The sequence below is a fragment of the Methanosarcina spelaei genome (assembly GCF_002287235.1).
Taxonomy (GTDB): domain Archaea; phylum Halobacteriota; class Methanosarcinia; order Methanosarcinales; family Methanosarcinaceae; genus Methanosarcina; species Methanosarcina spelaei.
Map to the genome: position 1 here is coordinate 1 of NZ_LMVP01000146.1, position 24,568 is coordinate 24,568.

General features: G+C 40.5%; 19 protein-coding genes and 2 pseudogenes. 1 reads left to right on the forward strand and 20 read right to left on the reverse strand.

Features of this window, described 5'->3' with window-relative positions; all coding sequences use genetic code 11:
* Positions 1–594 precede the first annotated feature (594 nt).
* Complete coding sequence (locus ASJ81_RS08900) at positions 595–1,803, forward strand: right-handed parallel beta-helix repeat-containing protein (protein ID WP_141241637.1); 1,209 nt, start codon at positions 595–597, stop codon at positions 1,801–1,803.
* 595 nt (positions 1,804–2,398) lie between these two features.
* Here the strand turns inward: ASJ81_RS08900 and ASJ81_RS08905 are convergent.
* From ASJ81_RS08905 to ASJ81_RS08995, 20 genes and pseudogenes are all read right to left on the reverse strand, one after another.
* Positions 2,399–3,301: a right-handed parallel beta-helix repeat-containing protein gene (locus tag ASJ81_RS08905; RefSeq protein ID WP_095644162.1), complete on the reverse strand. Its 903-nt coding sequence runs from the start codon at positions 3,299–3,301 to the stop codon at positions 2,399–2,401.
* Between the two features lie 335 nt (positions 3,302–3,636).
* A pseudogene (locus ASJ81_RS08910) lies at positions 3,637–4,130 on the reverse strand (DDE-type integrase/transposase/recombinase).
* A gap of 200 nt (positions 4,131–4,330) precedes the next feature.
* Positions 4,331–5,911 carry an eCIS core domain-containing protein gene (locus tag ASJ81_RS08915; RefSeq protein WP_212556055.1) on the reverse strand — a complete coding sequence of 527 codons (1,581 nt, stop codon included), beginning with the start codon at positions 5,909–5,911 and terminating at the stop codon, positions 4,331–4,333.
* Positions 5,912–6,179: 268 nt separating this feature from the next.
* On the reverse strand, positions 6,180–7,742 hold the full coding sequence (locus ASJ81_RS08920) for an eCIS core domain-containing protein (RefSeq protein ID WP_212556056.1): 1,563 nt from the start codon (positions 7,740–7,742) through the stop codon (positions 6,180–6,182).
* A gap of 52 nt (positions 7,743–7,794) precedes the next feature.
* Positions 7,795–8,112, reverse strand: a pseudogene (locus tag ASJ81_RS24575) (nucleic acid/nucleotide deaminase domain-containing protein); the annotation flags it as partial.
* Positions 8,113–8,286: 174 nt separating this feature from the next.
* Entirely contained in the window at positions 8,287–8,985 is a 699-nt protein-coding gene (locus tag ASJ81_RS08930) for a hypothetical protein (RefSeq protein WP_095644164.1), read from the reverse strand.
* Between the two features lie 80 nt (positions 8,986–9,065).
* Positions 9,066–9,848 carry a hypothetical protein gene (locus tag ASJ81_RS08935; RefSeq protein ID WP_095644165.1) on the reverse strand — a complete coding sequence of 261 codons (783 nt, stop codon included), beginning with the start codon at positions 9,846–9,848 and terminating at the stop codon, positions 9,066–9,068.
* A 408-nt stretch (positions 9,849–10,256) separates the two neighbouring features.
* Positions 10,257–10,523, reverse strand: a complete 267-nt coding sequence (locus ASJ81_RS08940) for a hypothetical protein (RefSeq protein WP_095644166.1) — start codon at positions 10,521–10,523, stop codon at positions 10,257–10,259.
* A gap of 12 nt (positions 10,524–10,535) precedes the next feature.
* Entirely contained in the window at positions 10,536–12,998 is a 2,463-nt protein-coding gene (locus tag ASJ81_RS08945) for a hypothetical protein (RefSeq protein WP_095644167.1), read from the reverse strand.
* 15 nt (positions 12,999–13,013) lie between these two features.
* A complete protein-coding gene (locus ASJ81_RS08950; RefSeq protein WP_095644168.1) occupies positions 13,014–14,705 on the reverse strand; it encodes a phage tail protein in 1,692 nt (563 codons plus the stop codon).
* 34 nt (positions 14,706–14,739) lie between these two features.
* Entirely contained in the window at positions 14,740–16,911 is a 2,172-nt protein-coding gene (locus tag ASJ81_RS08955; protein WP_095644169.1) for a baseplate J/gp47 family protein, read from the reverse strand.
* A 420-nt stretch (positions 16,912–17,331) separates the two neighbouring features.
* The gene (locus tag ASJ81_RS08960; RefSeq protein WP_095644170.1) at positions 17,332–17,718 is read right to left on the reverse strand and encodes a GPW/gp25 family protein; all 387 of its coding nucleotides are present in this window, start codon (positions 17,716–17,718) and stop codon (positions 17,332–17,334) included.
* A gap of 195 nt (positions 17,719–17,913) precedes the next feature.
* Positions 17,914–18,348: a PAAR domain-containing protein gene (locus ASJ81_RS08965; protein WP_095644171.1), complete on the reverse strand. Its 435-nt coding sequence runs from the start codon at positions 18,346–18,348 to the stop codon at positions 17,914–17,916.
* 114 nt (positions 18,349–18,462) lie between these two features.
* Positions 18,463–20,046, reverse strand: coding sequence for a phage baseplate assembly protein V (locus ASJ81_RS08970; protein ID WP_095644172.1), 1,584 nt, complete (start codon positions 20,044–20,046; stop codon positions 18,463–18,465).
* Between the two features lie 15 nt (positions 20,047–20,061).
* The gene (locus ASJ81_RS08975; RefSeq protein WP_212556057.1) at positions 20,062–20,703 is read right to left on the reverse strand and encodes a CIS tube protein; all 642 of its coding nucleotides are present in this window, start codon (positions 20,701–20,703) and stop codon (positions 20,062–20,064) included.
* Positions 20,687–21,880, reverse strand: coding sequence for an eCIS core domain-containing protein (locus ASJ81_RS08980; RefSeq protein ID WP_095644173.1), 1,194 nt, complete (start codon positions 21,878–21,880; stop codon positions 20,687–20,689). Before ASJ81_RS08980 ends, ASJ81_RS08975 begins: the two co-directional genes overlap by 17 nt.
* A gap of 263 nt (positions 21,881–22,143) precedes the next feature.
* Entirely contained in the window at positions 22,144–22,311 is a 168-nt protein-coding gene (locus ASJ81_RS24425; protein ID WP_338037444.1) for a DUF6760 family protein, read from the reverse strand.
* Positions 22,305–22,670: a hypothetical protein gene (locus ASJ81_RS08985; RefSeq protein ID WP_095644174.1), complete on the reverse strand. Its 366-nt coding sequence runs from the start codon at positions 22,668–22,670 to the stop codon at positions 22,305–22,307. The genes ASJ81_RS24425 and ASJ81_RS08985 overlap by 7 nt, the downstream gene beginning before the upstream one ends.
* A 7-nt stretch (positions 22,671–22,677) precedes the next feature.
* On the reverse strand, positions 22,678–23,106 hold the full coding sequence (locus tag ASJ81_RS08990) for a phage tail protein (protein WP_095644175.1): 429 nt from the start codon (positions 23,104–23,106) through the stop codon (positions 22,678–22,680).
* 37 nt (positions 23,107–23,143) lie between these two features.
* Positions 23,144–24,424: a phage tail sheath family protein gene (locus tag ASJ81_RS08995; protein ID WP_095644176.1), complete on the reverse strand. Its 1,281-nt coding sequence runs from the start codon at positions 24,422–24,424 to the stop codon at positions 23,144–23,146.
* Positions 24,425–24,568 lie beyond the last annotated feature (144 nt).

Genomic DNA, 24,568 nt, shown 5'->3' on the forward strand with positions numbered 1-24,568 from the left:
TGGCGCGGACATACCCCGTTGCTTGCAGCGGGGTGCGCCAGCGCAACTTTGATTTGTAAGTCCCAAAATAAGCGTTATCGAAGTCGGAGAAGATAACGAGTACGGCCATTCCCATACAGAAGTCCTTGAATGATTACGAAAAGCTCCCTTAACTCTGTTACGCAACTTTTATTCTTTAACACATATATAATTTCAACACATATATCTGGCCTAATAAGATAATTTAGGATCTGAGAATTTAGGATCTGAGAATTTAGGATCTGAGAAATATCAGGAAGTGAGCAATCGGGCGATGAAAACTTCCTCGATAGTCTAAACTATCTTTTTTGAACTGAATGTTTAAAATTATAATTTTGGATTGAAATTCTGATTTTTATTGCTTCTTCAGCTCTGTAGAAAATTCTAACGTGTATTTTTCCACCTAATCTAAGCTGAATGACATTATGTTTTTGCATATTTAATTTCAGCCTCTTACAGTTGAGTTAATGGTTTTTTTACAGAGTCAGTAATAATTGACGGAGGTTTAAGGAGGTAGATATAATCAAAACAATAAAAGTACCGGATTCTATAGATACCTCAAAAGAGTTACAAAAGTTGATTGATTCAACAGGAAATACATCAGTTGAATACACTTTTTTGAAAGATCATAATATCGTAATCAATTCACTCCTACGCGTTAATAATAACACTACCTGGGACGGGAATGGTTGCAAATTTACATTGATGGAAAATGCACCAGTTGAGATCTTCGGAGAGCAGGTGCCGTTAATAGCTCCTAAATGTTCTACAGCTGCGGAAAATCTCATTTTCCATGACATTATTTTTGAGGGAAACAGGGATTATCAGAAAGAAGTTGAAGCCCTATATCCCAAACCCTGGGGACATGGATACCATAACTTTTTCACATTGGGTGACCTGCACAAAGTGTCATGTTCAAACTCCCTTAACTGTGAGTTTTACAACCTGTCTTTTGAGGACAATCTGGGAGATGGAATAAGAGTCGAAGGCGGCACTAATATATCGGTACACGATATTACGGGAAAACGTGGGGGACACGACATCATTTGTTACAATGCAGTTCTTGGTGGCGAGGTGTACAACCTCAAGGCCGACCTGGCCGTCAATGCTGGAGTCAGGACAAGGTCAGCGAAAAATATCAAAATTCATGACTGTGTTTTGAATGGTGGTACAGGAATGGCATATTCTCCTGGTATGCAGATTCAATCGACTGCCACTAATTGGGTGTCATCTGGGATTGAAATATACAACAATTATATCCATGATACATGGGGTCCAGGAATCCAGGTGGTAGGCAACGTACCGAATAACGAGACTGTCTCGATTCACAACAATTTATTTGTGAGTTGTGGTGCTATGCCTGCAGCGAACAAACTTCCCAACGTGGGAGCTATTGTTTATGATGGATTTCCGGTTGACATTGAATACAATACTGTTGCAGGATGTTATGGTTTCGGTTTTGTTGCAGCGGATTACGACATATCATCTACATATCCAGCAACAGCAACAATCAAACGGAATATTGTCGTCGGGACAAAGAAAGCTCTATATCCCGGAACTGGCTCAGGAGCAGCTATAGCAAATCTGCTTGGCTCAAGATATATCTTTACATGTCTAGAAAACGATATATACGGCAATATATCCGATTTTTACGATGTAGCGCATTCCAGATGTTTGTCCGTAGATCCTCTTTTCGTGGGTTCCGGTGACTACCGTCTACAAACCTCAAGCCCTTGTAGGTTTAACGGATATCAACTTGGAAGATATAATGGGGTGGACGATTAAATGAGGTGGACGATTAAATGAGGTGGACGATTAAGTGAGGTGGACGATTAAATGAAGTAGACGATTAATCTACTCTTGAATATCAATCATTTTCGTAAAATAACTGTGAATATTATACCCACACTAAAGAAACTTCCTTGTCAGCAACAGGTGAAATGCTGAGTAAAAGAATATTAGGACTACTTATATTGTAAATATGCCTGCCTTAAAGTAAAAACTGTTAAATTTATTCTCACTTGCATATTTAATAGCCTTGTTATATTTCTACCTGATCACCTGTCGGTCACATCAATTGACAACAATGCAGTATTTCTTAGTTTTAGTTACACTGCCATTCTCATTCTCAATTGTAAGGCTTAAGTGTAAGGCTTAAGTGTAAGGCTTAAGTGTAGACACCTGGCTTCTTGAACGTGTGTACAGCAGTAAAAACATGTTTACTGCACTAGTCACCGGATGTCTCTGGCTCAAAGACCTGAAAATACTCTGTCGGACTGCCAGTTGTAACACTTTTGAAGTTGACCGAGAGAGTAGCTTTACCAGTTATGATGCCATTTATAATACTGGATTCAAAATCAACAGTAAGTTTTTCTTTACCTTACTCCTCAACTTTAGCACCATATCCGTAACCCTGCTTTACCCAATAAGATTCATCCTGTGGAGTAGCTCCAAGTTTGTTATTAACCATCTTTGTAACTATTTTTGAAGATCCGTCCTTTGTCCATCCGCCAGGACAATCCCACATAACACAGTTCTGAACTTTCAGTGAACCGGAAGCATGCACATACTGTATAGCGGCGTTTCCGGTAGACCCATGCATGTTCCTTATGATGCAGTGGTCAATCATGTTATTGGTCTGAATGTCTTCAATCTCAATTGCACACCAGCCAGAATGAGTGTCATCATAGATAGTACAATACTCAATAAGGCAGTTAGATGCATTGTCAAGCCTTATACCCGTATTAGTCTGAACGTCAATTTTACAGTTAGAAACTTTTGAGTTCGTTGTCCCTCCAAGGAATTCAACAAAGTCATGCCCGACAGAGGAACTAAGACAATTAGATATTATGACGTTGTTTCCTCCCTTACATGTTATACCGTCATTATAGAGGTATCTCTGAAAATTCAGGTTATGTATCTGTACATCACTACATTTTTTAAGCAGGATACAGTTTCTAGTTTCCCCATGTCCGCCATCACCAACACCAGTAGCAGTACTTATGAATTTCAAGCCGCAAATTTCAAAGTTGCTAATTCCATCGCAATAGATCCAGCCATTCGATTCTTTGCCTCCTCTAGCTCCACCAGTATTTTCTTCACCTTGGAATATAGTTTTTTCACAGCTTTCTCCCTGCAATTTAATACCACTTTTCATTATCAGTCGGTCATCAAGTACGTAAGTACCTGCATGAATATAAACTGTGTCTCCAGGTTTAGCATCATTTATTTCATCCTGGATTATGCTATTTTCTTGACCAGGTTCAACGTATAATATACTCATACTTTACCCCCTAATTTATGAATCACTTGGTTTCACAAACTCAAAATCTGCTTCTTTGAATGCCGTTTTTATAATTTTAGAAGTTTAAAAAATTTAACATTTATAGCAAATAATTTTTTTGTAAACTCACCCCCCGAAATGGATAGTTTGATGAAAACATAAATTTGAGTGGAATTTTTATTCCGGAAAAACAGCTAATTGGTCTCGATTTTGGTAAAATAGGTACGTCTGAGTTCCTGATTAAAAAGAAGATTCATTGCAAAAACATCAGAACAAGCATGTAAATATATAGATGATGAACAAAAGTCAAAAGATCCGAGGAAAATGTATCAATATTATAGAACTATTCCAAATAATTGATTAATATATTTGACTTCATCAAGACCAGAGTAGTTTAAATTCTTGATTTGTCCTTTTTTAACCATATTCAAACTTCAATTCCTTTTAAAATTTTACTTGCAGAGCGAAAAGCCTGAAAACTTAGCATTGGATCAATTATCCGCTTTATAAACCTATGATCTTGTTCTATAACGTTATTCAAATACTTGGCTTGTCTAATTTCAACACTTTTAGACAACTTATTTTCATTTTTCAGTTCATGTATGGCAATAGGATAAGCTGGATTCTTTCAACCGTTTTACTCTTGGAATTTGGTTTTGATTAGAACTCAAAGCTTTCTTATCTTCTTTTCTATTTTAGGTGAATATTGATGTACCCATCTCATGATTGTCGTATGGTCGACTTTTATTCCCCTTTCTACCATCATTTCCTTTAAATCTCTATAGTTTAATACATACTTAAAATCCCATCTTACGTTTAATAAGATAATTTCTCCTTCATAATGCTTCTATTCAAAGGAATTTCTGGCATAATAGGCATAATATATAATCCAAAATTTCTACTTATTTCAGTGAATCCCTCTCATAATTTTTTTGCAACAGAATCACAAACACAAGATAATTGGGTTTGAAGGATAAAAAACAGTGCTTGTGTGGGGAAACCGAGCACTAAAGCCGGGAGGAATAAAGATCAATTAATTTTTTGCCATCCTCTTCCAGCTAAAAGACGATTGACATTTGCTTCAATAGTGCCAATTCCCACTACCGGTTCAATTAGTTGTTGTTCATTAGCCGAAGCTTCACGACGCCATTTTAACAGTTTCATGTTTTCTTCCCTCTTTATTTGATCGGGGTTTTTTTGTCGCGTGTCTTCTACTGCCAATTTTTCCGGGACATCAAATCCTAGTTTCCGATAGTAGCCATAAGAGCCACTCATACGAACTATTTTCACAAAATTCACTTGGGTTCTTGTAAGTTCTAATAACTCTTTCAATAACATAGTCCCGGCACCAGGATATTCTTTCTGAGGCGAATGCCTGCGAAAAGAGTTTCCAAACCCACTAATTTCTAAATATTTATCATTTACCTTATATTGTATAAAGGCAATCTCATCTTGGGGATCTCTTGCTACTAAATCACCCAATCCATTCCGACCAACGTCTACTAGATTACCGTTATATTTCCAAGTGTGAATTTTAGTAAATGCATCGAGATCTTGGATCAATAAATCACGCCGACAACATTGTAAAACTCTACTATTTTTTTCAACGGTCCGATTGATTAATAATTTCCCCAATTGGCGTTGGACTGTTTCAAATGACCTCATCCGGAATTGTCCTTCCGCACGTCTCCCCATTTGATCTGCTTCTTTCTCCAACCCTACATCATCATTCATTGCAATTTCTTTCAACTGCATTGTCAGCTGTACCCTCCCTTGCGCCTGCTGAACCACATGCCACGCCTCATGAGGCAAATGCCTTTCCTGCCCCGGAGCTATGTGAATATTTATCCCCTGTGTATATGCCAAAGCCCCTACTTCAGCAGGTTTATCTGAATTATAATGCACCCTCACATCACTCATATCAATCCCTGACAAACTCTCCACGCCAGCCTTGAGGTTATCAGACATTCCTGTATTATTTTCTCTCTTTGTCTGAAGTGGTTCTTTCTCTTGTGGAATTTCCTGGCGCTGGACACTTTCAAATTTACCTTGCAGTGGTTCTTCTTCCTCTGGGATTTCTTGCCGTTGGACAGTCTCAATCGTCTTACCCTGAAGAGGCTCTTCATCTTCTGGTATCTCCTGCCTCTGCACTATAGGAGCTGCGAAACACGAGTTACAGGCAATTTCAGGCTTATCTTCAAATTTGCCTTGTAACGGTTCTTCTTCCTCTGGAATTTCCTGACGCTGGATACCTTCAAACTTACCTTGCATAGGTAGTTCTTCTTCCTCAGGAATCTCCTGCCTCTGGACAGTTCCAACCATCTTGCCCTGTAATGGTTCTTCTTCCTCAGGGATTTCTGAGCGCTGAATAAACGCTTCATGAACTGTAGAAGAGTTTACAATACCTGATATCAACTGTGCAACAGCCCGGTTTCCAATAGTACGCTGTAACTGCATGACATCAGCGTGGGTGAGATATTTTGGATTGATTCTAGCACGCTGAATGATAGAATAAGGATTAGATAAGGGTATCTGGATTATGGGTATCGCTTGCTTCTGAAAGCTTGTATCCGGTTTTTTGGATTGCTGGATTTGCTGGTGTTCGGGCATGAGTAACATCCCTGTGGAGATTGAACTGTTGAATATAAAATACTTTTAATAAATTTATGAAATATTACTCCTTTACAGTATAAGGACATTCTATAGTTGATTGATTTATTAAATGTGGAAAGCGTGGAATTAACTTTGGAAATTCCTTCTATTTCAGTCGAATAACCTGTTAGCTTGCAACGGGGTGCGCCACCTAAACTTTGATTCGAGATTCCTTTTTCGAGTTTTAAGGACAGACCTCAACTTTTTGATCGCTAAAACAGCCTTGTTACAATTGTTCTTCTCCGATGAAATCGCCGACTCCACTATGTTGCCCAGTCAACGGGTCTCTTTTGCCCAGCATTCTTTCAGAGTGCCAGTCCAATAGGTCATAGTTGAATTGATCGCGCGAGACGAGGTTATATGAACGATCTTTATTTTGAAGGTCTCTCCGGTGGGCATCTCCAATTTTCCATACGCCCTTCTCGTCACTTCTATCTTGGGCTGCACGATGCATTGCGTCAGAGCGTGATTCGCAGACTTCAGCATCGCTCCTGACATCGCCAAAATTGGTTTCCAGTTCGATTATGCTTTTCCACATCAGATCCAATGCTTTCACAGTCTCAGGCACCCTTACAGGTTTGGCATTCAGCAATTTTATACATTCCGAAACGTTACAGAAAAGGGCATTTGCATATTGTTTTAAGGTTAAGAATTTGGTTTTTTCTTGTAAGGACAGCTCAAATCCATCTGTGTCACGTTCAAGGTTGTCAATCATAATTGTCATATCTTTTGAAAAACGATATGGGCCATTTGTCAGTAATTCAATTGCAGTAGCTACATTCACATCTTTCTGAATATATTCAATAAAATTCTGTGGCGGTGCCGCTGATTCGTAATGCCAAAAGTTAGTGAACTTGGCTTTGAGTATTACATGTTCAAATCTGTCTTTAAAGGGGTCTGCCCTTGGTCGCTTATCTTCTAAAAAGTCGGAAACCACCGAGTACTGTCGAGTCCTAAATTCACCCTCTGACCAATAATTGGATGAACCAGAGAATTCCTTACAATAAATTTTTTCTAATTTCAGACGATCTTCAGTCTCAGGATGGTATTCTCCAACAACGTTCAATTTCAAACTATTAAGTGGGGAAATAAACTGGATAATTTTATTTTGGATAACAGGACGGTTTAGCAGAAAATGATCTTTTTGACTTGAAGCCATAAAATGACCCTGATGTGTGATGTTTTTGAAAAGCTGGGATACTTTTGGACCCATTACATCCGCTTCATGCTCCAGCCCCTCGTCATCGTTTACCGCTACGCCTTTCAACTGAACAGTAGGTTTTACACGACCTTGTGCCTGCTGCACCACATGCCACGCCTCGTGAGGCAAATGTCTCTCTTGCCCCGGTGCTACATGAATTTCTGTTCCCTGAGTATATGCCAGCGCTCCCACCTCAGCAGGTTTATCCGAATTATAATGTACCTTTACATCGCTCATATCAATTCCTGATAAATTCTCCACGCCAGCCTTGAGGTTATCAGGCATTCCTGTATTATTTTCCTTCTTCGTCTGAAGAGGTTCTTCCTCTGGCATTTCTTGCCGCTGAACCGGCACCTGTTGAACCGTTGAAGAGTTTCGGATCTCTGATAGCAGCCTGCCAACAGCTCTGTTTCCAATAGTTCGCTGGAGCTGCAAAACGTCAGCAGATGTTAATGATTTTGGATCTATTCTGGCACGCTGGATAATAGCTGCAGGACTTGATGCATGAACCTGCTTTGCAGGAATTATTTGTCTTTCAGAAAAAGACCGTGTTCCTCTGGATTGTTTAATATTCTGGTGTTCTGGCACGATCAAACTCTCCGTGGAAGTGGTATTGTCGAGTATAAGGAATTCAAATAATTTAAGATGTAGTATCTATAGGTTTCATATCTCTCAATTTCATCCATGATCCAACATCTTTTGTACTTCGGCCAAAAATTGTACTACAGATTGCTGTAAATAGTTCTTGATCATTATTTTCTACAGAATATGTTAATTGTGCGTTTTTGCATTCTCGGACTCTAGCTAAACAATTACGCTTTTCCGGTCCACAAAACATTCTTTCCGAATAAAACTTGGTTACTTCTAATTTTGCTGCTCCTCCCTTATTCTCCAACTCCTGCAATATAAGTTGTTCCGCATGAAATCCTTCATTGCCACTACTATGTTTTATTATTTTTTCACCACCTGCTTCGACTCAGTACCAAAACCTAGTGATGAATTTAAAGTTCAAAATCACTAGATTTTGTAATTAGTCATAATCCTTGTGACATAACATAAAAATTGAAGTCTTTAGATGTCGAATATTGATTTTGATGATAACTGGACTCTTCTTGCTAACTCAGGTCTTCAATTAAAAAATACGAAAATCACTGGATTTTGGAACAGAGTCACCTGCTTCAGCTACAGCATAATTATTACATGGACAGTAATCATTAACACGTTTTCTTTCTGACACCACATTTTGACTTATATCCACACCGTACTCAATTTGTCTTAGTGGCTTTTGTGATTGTTCTTGCAACTCTTGTTCTTGCGATGGTAGTTCCTGTGATTCTTTTTCTTGCGATTCTTGTTTTTGCTTTTTCTCTGGGAGTGGAGATTTAAAAGGACTTCTGGCCTTTAGTGTGGAACTTAATCCTGTTGGACGATTTTGTCCTGATCTACGCATCATGCATTGCAAAGGTTTTTCTCCCTCTAGCTCTTGCCTCTGAATGATAGGAGTTGCAAAACACGAAGGGCATGTTGCTTGATTATGTTTGCTTCCAAACATTCCTTGCAGCGATTCTTCCTCAGATATTTCTTGCCGCTGAACTGGCACCTGTTGAACCGTTGAAGAGTTTCTGATCTCTGATAGCAGCCTACCAACTGCCCCATTTCCAATAGTATGCTGTAACTGCAAGACATCAGCAGATGTTAACGATTTAGGATCTATTCTGGCACGCTGGATGATAGCTGTAGAATTTGATGCATGAACCTGCTTTGCAGGAATTATTTGCCTTTGAGAAGATTGTGTTCCTCTGGATTGTTTAATATTCTGGTGTTCTGGCATGATCAAACTCCCCATTAAGTAGCGGACTGTACAAGAATTTAAAAAAGTTGACAACATTCATGAAAAAGACCGAACTTCATTTATGTTTCATCTTTCTGCTTTGTAGACGGGTTTTCAGGAGGTTCGGAGTCCGAATTATTCTCTTGCTGCTTTGGAGAAACTGGTGGAATCCGTAAAAATCTCCTTATATCACGTTTAACATCTTCTTTTTCTTCTTTGGAGGCTGCAGGGTTTAGAAGAGTTTTTATGGACTCTATAATTTCCTCTTCTTCAAATATCCCCTTTCCAAAATCCACAGCAGCACGACGCCTTGTTCCCAGATAACCGATTAGAAAGCCATCTATTGAATAACATATGAGTATAAAAGTTCCATATATACCTCCGGAAGTAGAAGCAGCTCCTCCTGCAGTAGTAGCGTTTAATGCCGGTCCGACGTATCCGGAGAATTGCTGCAACGCTTCCGGTACCTGTTTCAAACTAACCAGTGCAATTGTAACTATGCCTGTGGTGAGCCAATCGGAAATTCGCTCAAGATTGGAATTCTCCGTATACAATCTATTTTTGTTTTCGAGATACATCGGTATTTCAGTCGGTTTTTCAGGTGTTTTTCCGGGTTCTATATTTTGCGTTTCAGTTGTACGAGGTATTCCAAAAATGAAGCCGAGAAACAGTCCTGACAGGAAAGTAGCTATGGCAATAAAGATGGATACCCCGAGTATTGAAGCCTTATCGTACCAGCTATGAGGCAGAACAAGTGCATACACAAAAATGATCACCAGACCAAAAAAAGAGATTCCAAATAAAAACAGCATGAAATTCTCTAATTTCAGAAGGTCTGATAAAGATTTCACACCTAATTCCATATTTTAAACCACTCCTGTTATCAGTCATTTAAGGAATTTTCCCGGTTGTAAACTACGACCAAATCCGATTAGCTAGCCATTACAATTGTATTTTCACATCAGTTCCCAGTTTTTTGAGGAATTTTGAGAATTTTCGAGGATGTTAGAAATTAAGGTTTTAAGAACCCTTTCTATTCAATAGACTGAATTAATTTAAAAAATAATTTAAAATATTAAATTCCCTTAAAAATGATCAGGGAGTTAAATAAGAGAAAGAGTTTCGAATAACAAAGGGATCGTCACACACGATACTTGTATAAACAAGACTTACACCTCATAAATCTGGCTATAAAGATATATATCCAAAAACATACTTAAATCGTGCGTTGAATGTAATTTGCTTAAGAACTGATCCGACCTGAGCTGTTCTTACTCCACAACAACCGTTTCCATCTCTATTTTTTGGCCATCGGGTTTTTCTGCAGTTTGGCCTGCTTCTCCTTGCGATTCCCCTATACTATCCGCAGTTGTACTCAACTCCTCAAGCACCTGGATAGCGCCGCTAATTCGCAGCATAGTGTCTCTAAGGTTTGCCTGCTTATTTTCAAGATCTGCAAGCATTTTCTGGCCGGATTCGAATTCGGCTCTGAGTTCTTGTAAACGTTGTTCCAATTGCTTTTCCGGATATTGTTTCATAATAGGTCCTTCTTAGCTTGACAGCACGAATATATCAATAACACCTCTTCCAGATTCAAGCGTACCGATGGCTTTTCCTATAATCGTTCCAGGACTGAAAAATTCTCCATCTTTTATAGGACTAGCCTTCATGGCATGGCCTGGAGTGGAAGAACTAGTTAATAGATCACCCCTCTTTATCGGTCCATTTTCATCCACCACTTTACAGGGAACACGGCCACATAAAGCAACTGGAAATAGATTTGCTTCTTTAGCATCCCCTCCGTCACTTAACAAAAATCCAGGCTTAGTCGACACCACTCCAAGTACCAGAGGATCATTTGGTTTTTCGGACTTGACCACACTATCTTTATCCTGAGCCAGGCAAATAACATCCCCAGACTCAAGATTCACATCAGAAGGATAGTTTTCAGCAAGGTCTTTGCACTTACTCTTAAATGTACCTCGAGCACAGATGTTGCCATCAACATCCCACCTAAGGGCGATATTTTGCCCATTTTTGATTGTTCCTAAAGCCCCGCCGCTATAACCGAATACTACAGGACCATCAATACTCGTATTTTCTGCAAAAGGCTTGCCATAACCATACCATCCGATTCCATGATTGTTATCTATACCTCCTCTCAGCCAGATGTCTTTGTCGTTAATTCTTATGTCTCCTTGGATATCTAACCTGGCTGATGGATTTGTAGTCCCAATGCCAACATTGCCCTGTACAAGTAGGTTCCCCTTCCCCGGTTCTACATCCCACCAGTCGCCCGTCGTTATCCCCCTGTAAAAACTTGCACGATACGCAAAATGAGTACCGCTTGGGAAATTGTTATCCGGGTTAATCCGTAGAAAAGGGTCACTCCCTTGAAATGCATTTTGTCCAAAGAGCCTGATCTGTCCGTATACATCAAGAGTATCTTTTGGATCCGTCGTCCCTATGCCTACACTGCCTTTTACAACTAGGGTTTCTAACTCACTAGCATTTGCCTTTATATTCCCGTTTACTTCTAACCTGGCTGATGGATTTATTGTCCCGATGCCGACGTTGTGTCCCTGAGGATTAAGACAAATATCTCCGCCAGAAGAACCAGAACTTTTAAGGCAATTTAGCGATGCGTAACCGCCTTTTTTTTCGCTGATTTCCATAATTAGACTGGTGTACCCACCAGCTGATGTATTGGGATTGCCTATTACAATCCCACCTCTGCCTTGAGGATCTACATTCAGCTTGGCTGAAGGAGTAGTTGTCCCGATACCGACGTTGTCCTGTACAAGTAGGTTTTGATTAGAATTAATAGTCCCTGGTACAGTGATACTCCCACCAAAAAACGTATTATCTGCACTCAGTTTTAGCGTTGGAATATTCCTGGTCGAGTTTCCGCAAATCGTCAACTCGGAGACAGTGCCTGTATCATTTGAACCATTTGCTTCAAGAAGAAGAAAATTATTTTCCCCAGCAATAAGTAATTGTCCTTCTTTTTCTGATCCCAGTTTAATCTTTGTTCCATTGACGTGTAGTGCACAATCTGGGTCCGTCGTTCCGATGCCAACTTTGCCTTTTACAACCAAGGTTCCTAACTCACTGGCATTAGCCTTGATATTCCCGTTCACTTCTAACCTGACTGATGGATTTGTTGTCCCGATACCGACATTGGCATTAATTCCTAAGCTTTTAAAGTCTTCCCCGTTCTCTCTGGTAAATAAAACGCTATCATCGTAATCAGGTACGGTAATCTTGAGGCCGCCTCCATCGCCTGGACCTATTTTTCCGGTGACTATGTCCTGAACAGTACCCTCAACATCATTACCGGACCGTTGGATCCTAAGCTCTTCTACGGACTCACCAATTAAGCGTCGACAATTAGGGAGATCGCCATCTCTAGCCTTCAATTCAGCCAATTTTCCGTTATCATTTATCACAGCAACAGCTAGAATAATCGATTTACTTCCATTATTTTTTTCACTTATGTAAGAATCGATTGGTTGCAACCTCACCCAGGGTACCTGCTCCTTCATCCCGACAGCTCCTTGATCAGATCGAAGAATCTCTGAAAATTGTATTGTTACGTAGAACTTCTTTCCTGCAGAATACTCTGCTGTGCTAAGCTTAACAGGTACTAATACCTCGTGATGGTCGCCTCCAGGTGGATTTTTGCCAATGTCACCATGTCCTGTATCTGAAAGTGAAATAAGCTGACCATCAATATCGATTGCAACTCCAGGATTAATTATTACCTCTCCTCCACCTATGGTACCTGTAACCTCCAGACCTCGAGCTATACCCCAATCATGAAGGTTAGAGTTATGCATGCGATCTATAGGAAGATGGAATTCTTCAAAGTCCTCGTAATGGTTTTTACCAATATGATCAGGTTCAAGACAATCGAGTTCCGATTGGGATTCAACGTCCTTTCGATTTCCGGTACTTAGTTGGAGTCGATCTGGGATATAATATATATTTCTTTTAACTGTTTCGAATGCCATTTTCAACACTTCCTTTCATTTCGATTTGCGATTCATCCACCAGGAAGTATTTCCTGGCTTTTGTTCATTAACAATGTTCGCAATCTCCCGGCGAATTCGGAGTTGATCTTCAAGTGAGGTGTAACGCTGCGCAGAAAAAAGAACCACGACACCAAATTCATTCGGTTCTTTCCTCCAAATCCTGGAAGGGAGTTTACCAACAGATGGAAGGTATTCGCCTTTGTCTGTAATGATGAGATTTCCTCTTCTGTCAATTACCATTTTTGTCGGATTTACGAATTTTCGCTCATATGTTACCCTGGTGATAGTTGGCGAATTTTGTGATATATTCTCTATTCGATAGATTGCAGCAGGCTCAGCCATTTTCCTGTTATCCTCTTGAACCTTGTATCCCCATCGAACCCCTGTATCGCATACAAGGAGAGATTGAGAGTTTTCAAAGACCAGGCAGACAGGAAAAATTAGTGGATTGTTTTCAGCCTTTACATTTTTCAAAATGGATGTTTCTGACCAGTTGCCGTTAGGATCGACCCCTACCCTTATAAGATCAGCCGGATCAGAACCGTATTGATCCTTTGCATCAGCAACAATATAACATCCCTCGGAATCTATCGCCAGAGCAGTAGGCTCAATGACTCCTCGCAAAGGATGTTCACTAACAGCCATAGGCGGTCCTTTGTTAACAACGATGATCTTCTGGCCACTATTTACTTCAGGGGAGCGCGGGTATTCTCCTTGGGGATGAACACCGCGGTCCAAGACAACAAATTTTCCAGAACTATCCAATATCATATCCACGGGATGAACGGCTGGAAAAGTCGGATTACTGGATTGATTAATGACCACTTCAATACTCGGATTGAATCTGTAGATAGCAGATTTAACTGAACTCGGGAGATCAATTTCTCCTATATCCACAACATAGTAGTTGTCCTGACCATCGACGACTACTGCAGTGGGATTCTTCAGGCAATCACTGACATAGATAGGTTTCGGCATTGGTATTGAAGAGCTTGGATCAACCTTCCATTCAAGATCTCCTGTGCTGGACAATTTCCACAGTGAAGCTGGCTGTTTCATTGACAAAGAGCTATCGCCTTTATCGACAACGATATAGTTGTTTTCATTATCTACTGCGATAGCGGATGGATGAAGTAAAGTAGTCACCAACTTGTCTTCGTTTGAATTGTCTTCGTGTGTATTAGTTTCGCTTTGGAGTGAAATTGCATTGCTGTAGGCAACTGTATGAAGTACAGCAGTGCCGTTCTCTAAAAATGTAGCGCGAAATACGGCAGCACCATCATCGATAGCTATCCGTGGTTTTGAGTCTGTCGCGTAAGCGTCGAGATAAGCTTGCAGACCTTTTTTTAACCCACGCTCTTGGTATATGGGAACTATATCTGAGATAATTTTTCTCTTCTGATACTCGCTAAAGTCCTCTGGTAATGTGAGTGCAACCCATGATGCCAACCATGGCAAGAAATTCTTATTTGTTTTCCATGGATCAAATATTTGGTTAAGTTCATCGATAGTTTTTTCAAAGTTATTATGTTCGTTGGGGCCGTTGCCAATAGAAAGATCATCTGAAACTCCGCTCAGAATTTTCTCAAAAATACAGAGCACACGACCCAAAAAAGACGAGGAATCATTTTCCTGTGTCCAGAGGACAGATGGAAGGTAGTCGACGTAACTGCTAACGTTTGTCATGGTAATTTTAGCTCCTTATTTTAGGCCTTGTTTACTATAACATTGTGACTTCCACACTGTGACTTTCGGAACTACAAATTATCTCATAATCTGCTAGTTCTACCCAAACACCTGGATCTGTATCAAGAGAAAACGGTCGAGTTGGAGGTATATAGAGGGGGGTTTGAGCATTAATAGATAAATCAGAAATGAAACCAATATCCGAACCTGGTTCGATGTAGTCGAATAAAGTAGATATTGTGATATCCTGTCCAACTTCCCATCCATTCCCCTCAGGACCTCCCAAGACAGGGTGAAGAAATTTCTTTATTTTTTCTTTGATTTCATTCTTAAGCTGATCGGATTTACGTGGATCTGGAGTTAGTCCGATATCTACTGCTTTTTGCCAAATATTGATTGTAACTGTTACATGGATTGGTAAATATCGAGGATAAGTAACAAGCAGCTTGGAAGTCAAAGTGCGCCGTTCATCAAGATAATCGGAAACTTGCTGAATTAATTCTTCAGAAGGCTTAGGTGCACGATCACTCAGAGAAGCGTCCGGTACAATGATTACATTTACATTACCTGTAGATCTGTTCAGCCCTCCGAATGTCCATGGATCGCCTATTTTCGCACTTGGTAGACAATCATACTGTGAAAATAGTCTTGGTGGAAGACACCTAACCTTTTTGACAGCCGGTGTAGCTTCTTTTACCAGGTACTCATAGTCTTCTACCGTAATAGCACGATAGCGGTTACGTAATATCTCAGGTCCGCGACGTTTAGTCTCTTCGATATCTTCTTCATCAAAACCACCCTCTGCAGCCCCCGGATTCGTCACCGAAATGACACCTGCAACATATGTCCGCATGGAATTTACTGTATTTGGAGGCACATTACCTTTAACACCACCTTCCACGTAACGATATGTCTGAGCGCGGATTTCACAATCTATCGGAGGAATTGTTCCGTAGCCTTCAGGAGATGTAGTAGAGTCGTAGTTGCCAAAGCTAATCTTACCGGTCACCGGGTCCAATCGGTAACAATTGCCCGGGCCTCTATTGAAATCGTCGCAGAGCGCCCAGGTCTCCCACTCTCCGAACCCACCGCCCACCTGAGGTTTTCGAACCTGAACTACTAAATGGTCATAAGGATTCATTGTCCTTGGCCTTTTAAAAAGAAGACGATTTTTAAGTTCGAAAGACTGAAAGGGTTTGCCGTTGCTCACACCCAAAAACTCAGGTTGAGTTATTGTAATGGCATTTGTTGCAGAAACGCTGTTAAAGAGGATATGATGTAAATCTATGTTAATATCATCTTCTCGAAAGTTATCTATCTTGATACCTATCCAGTATAAGGATTCGTTTTTTATGTCATCCTTAGTTTGAGGAGGAAAAGATCCTTCCCAATCTTTAGGTTTTTGGCTTGACCAGTCATCAGGGACTTTGAAAGAAAAACGCCCATTTTTTTGAAATGTATTGGTTTCATCGATGATATTTTTATTTTCTATCTTAGACCAGGATCCTGGAGGGAGTTCATTTTTATCAGTATATTTTGGTGAATATGACAAGGTAATACCAATGGGAACCCCATTATTATCCATTTTCACCGGTTTATCAAAACCGAAGAGCAAGGAGATCTCTTTATCGCTTGAAGTATCGAAACCAAGAATAATCATTTTCGACTCATTTTTTTGTCCTAGAAGACTGCCCAGAATGCTGAGAGTCATTTTAGAAAGAGGGGATGTTATAAGATTAGCAGTCACGTCTTGATAATTGCTCTTTTCGTCTCTGATAAAGGCAGTTTGAAGGTTGATTGGTAAAAGATATAAATTATCATCCGTTTCAAAAACAATGCCTTCTTCCGTTTCGGTCTGCTGCGTAGCAGCCAGACTTCCCTTAGGTACTATTGCTGAGGTTGTTTCTGGAGCTGTTCCTGGAGCTAAACCGTAAGTTAAAAATGTTGATGCCGGGACTGCAGGGTCCCTGGTTATACCCAGCAGATTCAAAAACTCGATATAGTTTTTTTCAGGTACTCTATTCAGCCGGTAAATCATCCCTTCAACAATCCAGGCAAATAGCTCAATCAGAGTAATACCGAGATCGCTGGGGTTATGGTCCGTCCACTCAGGTGCGTACTTGGGAATGAGAACCCTGGCTTCATTGACAATATCCTGCCATGTTCGGTCGTCTAAATTTGGTGATTCCAGCCTACCATTTGACATATTTTCCTCCCTTCTCAATAGAACATCCAGAATAGCCAGAATACAAGCTATCTGAATGAAAATTTCTTCAAAACCGTTGTTACTAAATGATCGACATTTTTAGCTGCCCTGTACTGTAAAAAGAACTAAGGCATGTAAACCGTCATATCTGTAAAATAAGATGCTGCAAGGTTCTTCTTACGAAAATAACCTTAACGCGGTGAATTATGGAGTAACAGGAACTGCATTTGAACAAGGACGCGGAAAAACTCTTTAGACAATCAAAATCTATGTTGAGAATTAAAAAAACCAGGAAGAAAAAACACATCAGCAATAGAACTATTTGATTTTGAGTGAGTTCACGTATCAAACCGCCTTCCCAAACATCCGCTGCTGCTTCGAGTAAGGTAAATAAGCATAACTCTGACTATTACTCCGAATCTATCGCTCCAAATAAAAGGGATAGACAAGATTTCCCGGCTCGTTGGTAGACTTTATTCTATAATAAACCTGGATTATTAGTCTCTCTTCTGAATTATCATTTTCTACAATCACTTCATCCAGAGCGATGCGGGGTTCCCACTTTGTCAAGCCTTCTTCAACATAATGCCGTGCCAGATTAGCAGTTGCAGCATTGTTCGGTGCAAAAACAAGACTCTTTAAATTACACCCGAAGTCTGGCCTCATTACACGCTCATTATACTGAGTCCCTAAAATAATCAGTATGGACTCCCGGATTTTCTGTTCCTGTTTCGATACATTAATCCCGCCTCGTTGATTGGTTTGTAGTGGGAATGCAAAACCTTTGCCGAGAAAATCGGTGTTCATGTTAATCACCTCTGAATATAGTGCAACATTTTACCCTCATTTTTTAGTGAATGCGATTCTAATTCTTTGAGTAGGATCTCTTTAAAAGATAAAATAACCTTCGAATTCAAAAAAACATTTAAGAGTTAATCTTAAGGTGATTGTTGCTTTTTTGCTGGTACAGAAGACTAAATTCAACTTTGAAATTATTTACTTCTAATCTCCTATGTAAACAGAGCCTGTTGCATTTACTTTTGCATTCGTGACTTGCAAAGTAGTAGATGACGGCGAAGGAAAAGTCCAGGTATTTGCATCATCTTTGTCTCTGACAGCTTGCTTTTCATTTATAAAAACTGTAGAACTACCTTTTTCAATCGTTGCATTATTTTTGACAGTATTTACTACTGTACCTCCCCCAAGTTGGTCACCTGATTTAGGTGTTGAATTACTAGTAGCCTCGCTGTCACTTCTTGCTGCAGGCTTGCTCAATATAAAAACGTTAGAACTGCACGATTTATCAATAGAACCTTTATAGGTGAAAGAAGCTAGACTATCAGTAGGTTTACCAGACGGTGAAAGTATCTGGATCCAAACCGTATTAGTTCCATCTGAACTGATCTCATCACCCTCTTTTGCTGCTGGTTCTGCCATATACATCAAACCTTCCAAATTTCATTAAATTACAATTGAAGTAAAGTTTTAGTTTGAAATTACAGCTATCATTCTGAATTATGCTCAAATTCAGTACTGGACTAACCCTCGTTATCAGTTTAGATGTATTTCCTTTCCTTTAATTGTAACATTACCTTTTGCCTCAATAATTATATTTCCCGTTGCTGAGTCCATTTTTATCATCGATCCTGCTTTATCCTGTAAAAGAAGATTTTCGCATCCCGGCGTCTCGTCAAACACTATTTGCATTCCTGATTTCGTTTTGATAATTTTCTTTTCGTTTAAGCCCTTGTTCACCTCAGGCGGCCTTTTCTCTCCGTTCCAGAAGCTGCCAAGAACGACAGGTTTGTTGACATCTCCATGTTCGAATGCTACCAGTACTTCGTCACCGATATCCGGCAAGAAATAGGTTCCCCATGAAGTATTCTTATTACCTCCTGCCATAGAGACAGCAATACGGGCCCAGTTGCTCAAATTGACGTCTGAAAGGTGAGGGAATGATAACTGAACTCTTCCCAATCCTTCGGGGTCGATATTATTTTCTACTTTACCTATGACAACACCCTGAATTTTTCTCTGCTCGTTTGGAGGAGGCATTTCCGAAATTTTATTTCTCAGGCTCTGGAGCAGTGTGCTGGTATATTTCTGGGAGACCTCAAACTGTGTTGTATAGCCGCTCTCATTTATTGTGTGCGTTACTCTGCTGAGTGTATATTTTCCACTAAAACGTTTGCCAATTCCCCTTATTTCAACCATATTCCCTGCTCTGAGTTTGGGGTTACCGATAGTGCTCCCGGAACCTTCAAACAAGCCTTGAAGGAGCTGCATGAGAATCGATTTGGCAAGCATTTTTGCATCAAGATAATTATCCACGGGCTTGTCACGCATAACGTTTCTTCCCAGTTTTACCAGTTGATCGACAAAATCACTGCCGAGCCGTTCAATAATATCGTCCAGGTCAGACCCGAGAGAAATCGCAGGCAATATGGCAACGATATTTTGGGCAAGTTTATAATCATACCCGCGGACTTCCTGAATTCCGAACTGTCCGGAAGTAGATAAGCGGGGGCTGAAGCTGCTCAGGTTTTCACCCCATTCCAGCACTACCATTTCCGTTTGGGGGCGTGGAAGTCTGAAATAGAGCTTATCCCAGCGAACATACACATGAAAAGCGTTCCTTTCAGCAAGTTCTTTCAAAAGTGCCCAATCACTTCCGGTTTGCTGAACAGAATCCCTGGGAGGGGTCAACGCCGGGTCAACCACCGGTATAAGCAGGTTTTCAGCTGCAATCCGGGCAGCAATCAGGCTGTCGTTCACGTACTTGAATGTAAACCTCGACGGACTATTATGCCGCATACGGTGGGATTTATCGTACCCTGTGATTGTAATTGTCGGAGCTCCACCTTGAGGGAAAGATGGATTTATTGCCGTAATCTCACCCAGCATCATTGGTTGCAGGTCTCCGGCATAACCCATGTAAACCTCAACATCCTTGCCCATATTGAATAAACCTGAGTCTGTAAAACGCAGATCAGCGTTATTGAGCCGTAATGTAAACATATCCGCGGTATCGAGGTTATTATCATACGTCAGTTCCATGACAGCGCTTGTGACATCAGCAGCCATTGTCAAACCTGCAATTTTTACCTCAAAATCAGGTGCATAATATCGATCCAATTGAACACCTCGATCTTAACTGCTTTTTTTTGGCTGTATAATTAACGTCATTCCCGGCTTGAGCTTGCGTGGATTATCAATGTTATTTGCTTCTGCTATTTCCCTCCATGCACCCGGATTGCCTAATACCTCACCAGCAATGCCACTCAAATTTTCACCTTCTATGACATTGCGTACGGTTGGAGGACCCAGAAAAACCCCGTGTTTGATTTCGAAGTCAATCGCTTCGTACTCTTTAAAACTAACAGATAATTTTGCCCTGACAGGCGTTCCATCTTGCAGGAACATGATAAAACGCTGTCCTGCACTCTCTAACACGCATTTAAAATTGAATTTTCCCCAGGAAAAGAGGAGGATTGGTGGAGCTTGAGTTTTTAAACCTTTATCAAGCAGGGATGTAATCTTACAAATTTCATCTCTTACATCGTTTTTCTTTTCAAATGTATCAAAAAAAAGTTCCATTTTCAGATTCCGAATGTTACCCCGCACATATTGAATAGGAGGAGTTTTGAGACCAGGTATTGCGATTTCAGCAAAGTTATTACCCAGGTCAAGTGAGTATTCTTCAGGATTGAACATCACAAAAACTCTCTCTCCTGTTTGTAAATTTGTTATGACCGCTTTTTCAAGCCCCGTACTATCATCCCCCTCTTTCAAACTCGATTCTGATCCTATTCATAATATCTCGATAAACATCATCTTTAATTAATTTGAATTGCTGATCTGATAACTGAAAAACTAAATTCGAGTCCGTAATTGGTTCGGAGGGTAAATTTAAGTCTCGAGAAGTCAGTGCAGTTCTTGGAGTCCGGACCTGAGTATGATATTTATTGGGTTTGGTGAAGCTGCCTGAAGAAAGGTTTGGACTTGTCGAGCTTTCATAACCCCCATATGTTTCAGAACTAAACCTATAATCTTTTAAAGAATTACCAAAAAAACCCTGATCTGGTACTTTTTTGTTCATACTGTACGGTTCTGTGGATGGAAGGTACCGAAGAACTTTTTTCTCGTTACCTATTGCTTCTTGCTCTTCATACCCATAACCTATCTTCCCGGGCCCTGGTAAATTATGGTCTTGAATTTCTGTTTGTGCAATATGAGTTAATTCATGACCAAGAAGCGAAATGCCTTTTCTATCCCGAGGGTTGTATTTTCCTGCTTTGAAAAAGATTCTATTTTCGTATGTTAAAGCATCAGCATCAAACTGCTTCGTTAACTCATCAGAAGCCTGGTTTGCATATATCTTCACAGCTGGAATCCGAATGTTTAGGATACCCGCCAGAAAATACTTCAAACTGGAATCCAGGTAAAAATAGCTGCTTTTTTCAGCTTTTTTCTCAAAGCTGTCCTTTTTCCTGCTAATTTCAGAGTCCGATTTCGAATGATGGATAACTTTACTCTCCGGTAAGCAGCTTTTTTTTAGCTTTTGAGCTTGTACGCGGTTTTTAATGAGGTCAAGTTCAGATCGTGCTTTTAAGTTATTGATCATACCTGAAAATGTTTTGATATTTACTTCACTTGTCCGAATTTGAGAATTACCTTTCTTTTTGTGGGAAATAATTACCGGTTCCCATAACCCGGATTTAAAAAGGTCCGGATTAAACCGCTTTTTTGTTGACTTCTCTGTAAACTGCTTACCAGACAACGTATATAATAACATATGAAAAAACTTATTCAGATAAGCATACTGTTCCAGAAATTTATTTGAGAATTCTATATGTGTTGGAATTATTTTTATCCCCGAAACAATTAAAGAAGTAGTTTGTTTCTCAAAACCCAGGGAGATAAATTCCCCAATCTCCTGCTCTTTTTTTGCTTTGTTTACTGGTTCCATGTTATAATCCCCTATTTATATAACCTGGAATTTTAAGCCAACAAAATAAGACTCTGGCTGTGCATTATAATGATTAAGAAATTGACGTTTTCATGGCTGAATTTCCAGTACAATAACAGATTGTTTTGTGCATTGCGAAAGGCCCAAACCGGCCTGACTGAACGACCTGACTGAACAGCCTGACTGAAATATGGAAAAGTCCGTCTTGATCAGTATGTAGAGGCTTGATTTCTTGGAAGGCTTAATTAAGGCTTAACTAAGGCTTAATTAAGGCTTAACTTATTCTCTCCGCGTGTTAATCTTACTATTTCCTGTACCCACTCATGACGTTCCTGATGCTCCATATACATGATTTCCTCATAAGACCAGTGAAAATGGCATGCAATCAGGGCTACCTCCCGACGGAGCTGATCCGGGGGGTAGCCTAATATTCCCCCTGCGGTTCTGGCTCCACCTCAAAACCTTTCTGGCAGTGAGGGCACACAACCTTCAGAGCTGATGTCCCATTCCCGTTGATGCGGTTGTAAAAATCCTGAAGGTATGTAAAGTCGGCTGAATACAGGCCTTCAATAACCTTCGGGTTAATCTGCTGAAGATTTCCCAACCTGGTAACCACTCGCGATAGAAGAATGACAGCCAAGTACGCTGAATTTGACTGTACCCTCGGGTCTTTAAGAGGCAGTATTTCATCAGCTGCAGTTGATAGTCGCATCACACCTTTACAATGCAGGTCTCCTTCAGAGTCTACATAACCCAGAGGTAAAGTAAATTCAAATTCAGTTTGGAACATGGAACCCTCAAGAAAGCGCTCTTTCCAATCTTTCACAGCTTATAGTAAGGGATTCTATTGCTACATCTTTACCTGTGGAGTTTAAGTCAGGTCCATGCCATTTACTGGGCCAGGCACTAAAGAAATTCCATCGAATTTTTTCTGTCCCGGTATCGTCCAGTATGATAATAGAACCATTTTTGCGTTGAATTTGTCCCGAAACCGCAGCCAGGTGCCAGTCATAAAGTTCATGAGAGTCAGTTATACCCCGTTTAAGCGTTATATCGGAATAACTCACTTTTCCAGGTAGTTTACGCATAGTAGCAGAATCACCCCCTTCACGAAACTCAACAACCTCGATATCAGAGCCATATCCACTGGCTTCGGAAAAACTTGCCTGTACTATCCCGTCAATCTCAACCAGGAACCTAAAATTCTTGTACGGATCAACTCCCATCAGAAATCCTCCTTTTATACTCCCCTTGTAAAATTAATCATTCACCGGTAGTTTGCTGGATACGGAATATGACAAACTCGGCTGGCTTGACGATTGCCACACCAATTTCGGTCACTACTTGCCCGGCCTCACGTACTTCCGGTGGATTAGTATCCTTATCACATTTTACAAAGAACGCCTGCTTAGGTGTGTCGCCAAATAATGCACCGTCTCTCCACTGCCGCAAAAGGAAGTCACTGACGGTACGAGTTATGCGCTGCCAGAGAGCGGGGCTGTTCGGCTCAAAAACCACAAATTGGGTTCCTTGCTCTATCGACTTACGTAAAAAATTGAAATATCGGCGCGTGCTGATGTACTTAAATTCACCATTATCATCGCCTCCCAGGGTACGTGCCCCCCAAATATTGAAATTGCCATCAAAAGCCCGGATAACGTTGACACCTTTTGGGTTTAAACCTGCTTGATCATTGGGACTTAGCTTGTAATCCAGGTCTACCGCACCAAGGACAATTTCATTGGCAGGAGCTTTGAACACTCCCCTCTCTGCATCCACCCTTGCATAAACACCAGCCAGATGTCCACTCGGGGGCTGTGATATATTTGTCTGACTAATCGGATCGAGTACTTTGATCCAGGGAAAGTAAAGAGCAGCATATTCACTCGTATGAGTGTCACCTTTGATTCCATCTACGGTAAAAGTGCTTGGGCTTTGTATACCATCAAGAACTGCTACCCGGTCCTTCATATTTACGCAGTGACCAATAATCGCGTCCTGTTGAGCTGTTGTTATCGCACCTGGCACAGCAACGATTGCGATATCATCGATCGGCTCGAATTTATTCAGCAAATCTGCCAAATTTGTTAAAGAACCTCCTGTTGCGACTCGGATAACCCAGCAGCGCGTACCGCCATTATTGAAGAAGCCGTAGACTGCATGTTGCAGTTGCAGATAGGCTTTGTAGTCGTCATCACTCCATCCTGCTGACCCTTCATTTTCTGGCTCTTCTGCTGGTTCTTCTACGGGTTCTTTTTCGGGTTCTTTTTCTGCTGTCAGCGATTTTTGTTTTTTCGTGGGCTGAAAGTCGCCGAAGTTATTTTTGAACTGCTCCCAACCAGTAATGAGTTGAGGTTCGCCAGCTGGTGATACCGTGAAATGCCCCGTTACATCATCTTCTTTTTTACCAGGTTTAAGTGGCATTTGCACATCATCCATAACCACACCTATGAACCCAGCTGTGCTTGTTCCAACTCCAGTAATCGGGCGCGCAAGTGGCGTTACTTCTTCGACATATACTCCAGGATACAGATACTGTGTCATCTTTTTCCCCTTGTTTCTTATAATTTATATTTTACATGCCTATTTTTCTTTTATATATAACAAAAAATGTATAGTAACCTTCAAAATATAGTCAAGGCTAATAATTTGAGAAAAGCTGGTCTACTCAAATTTGCTGATCGAATC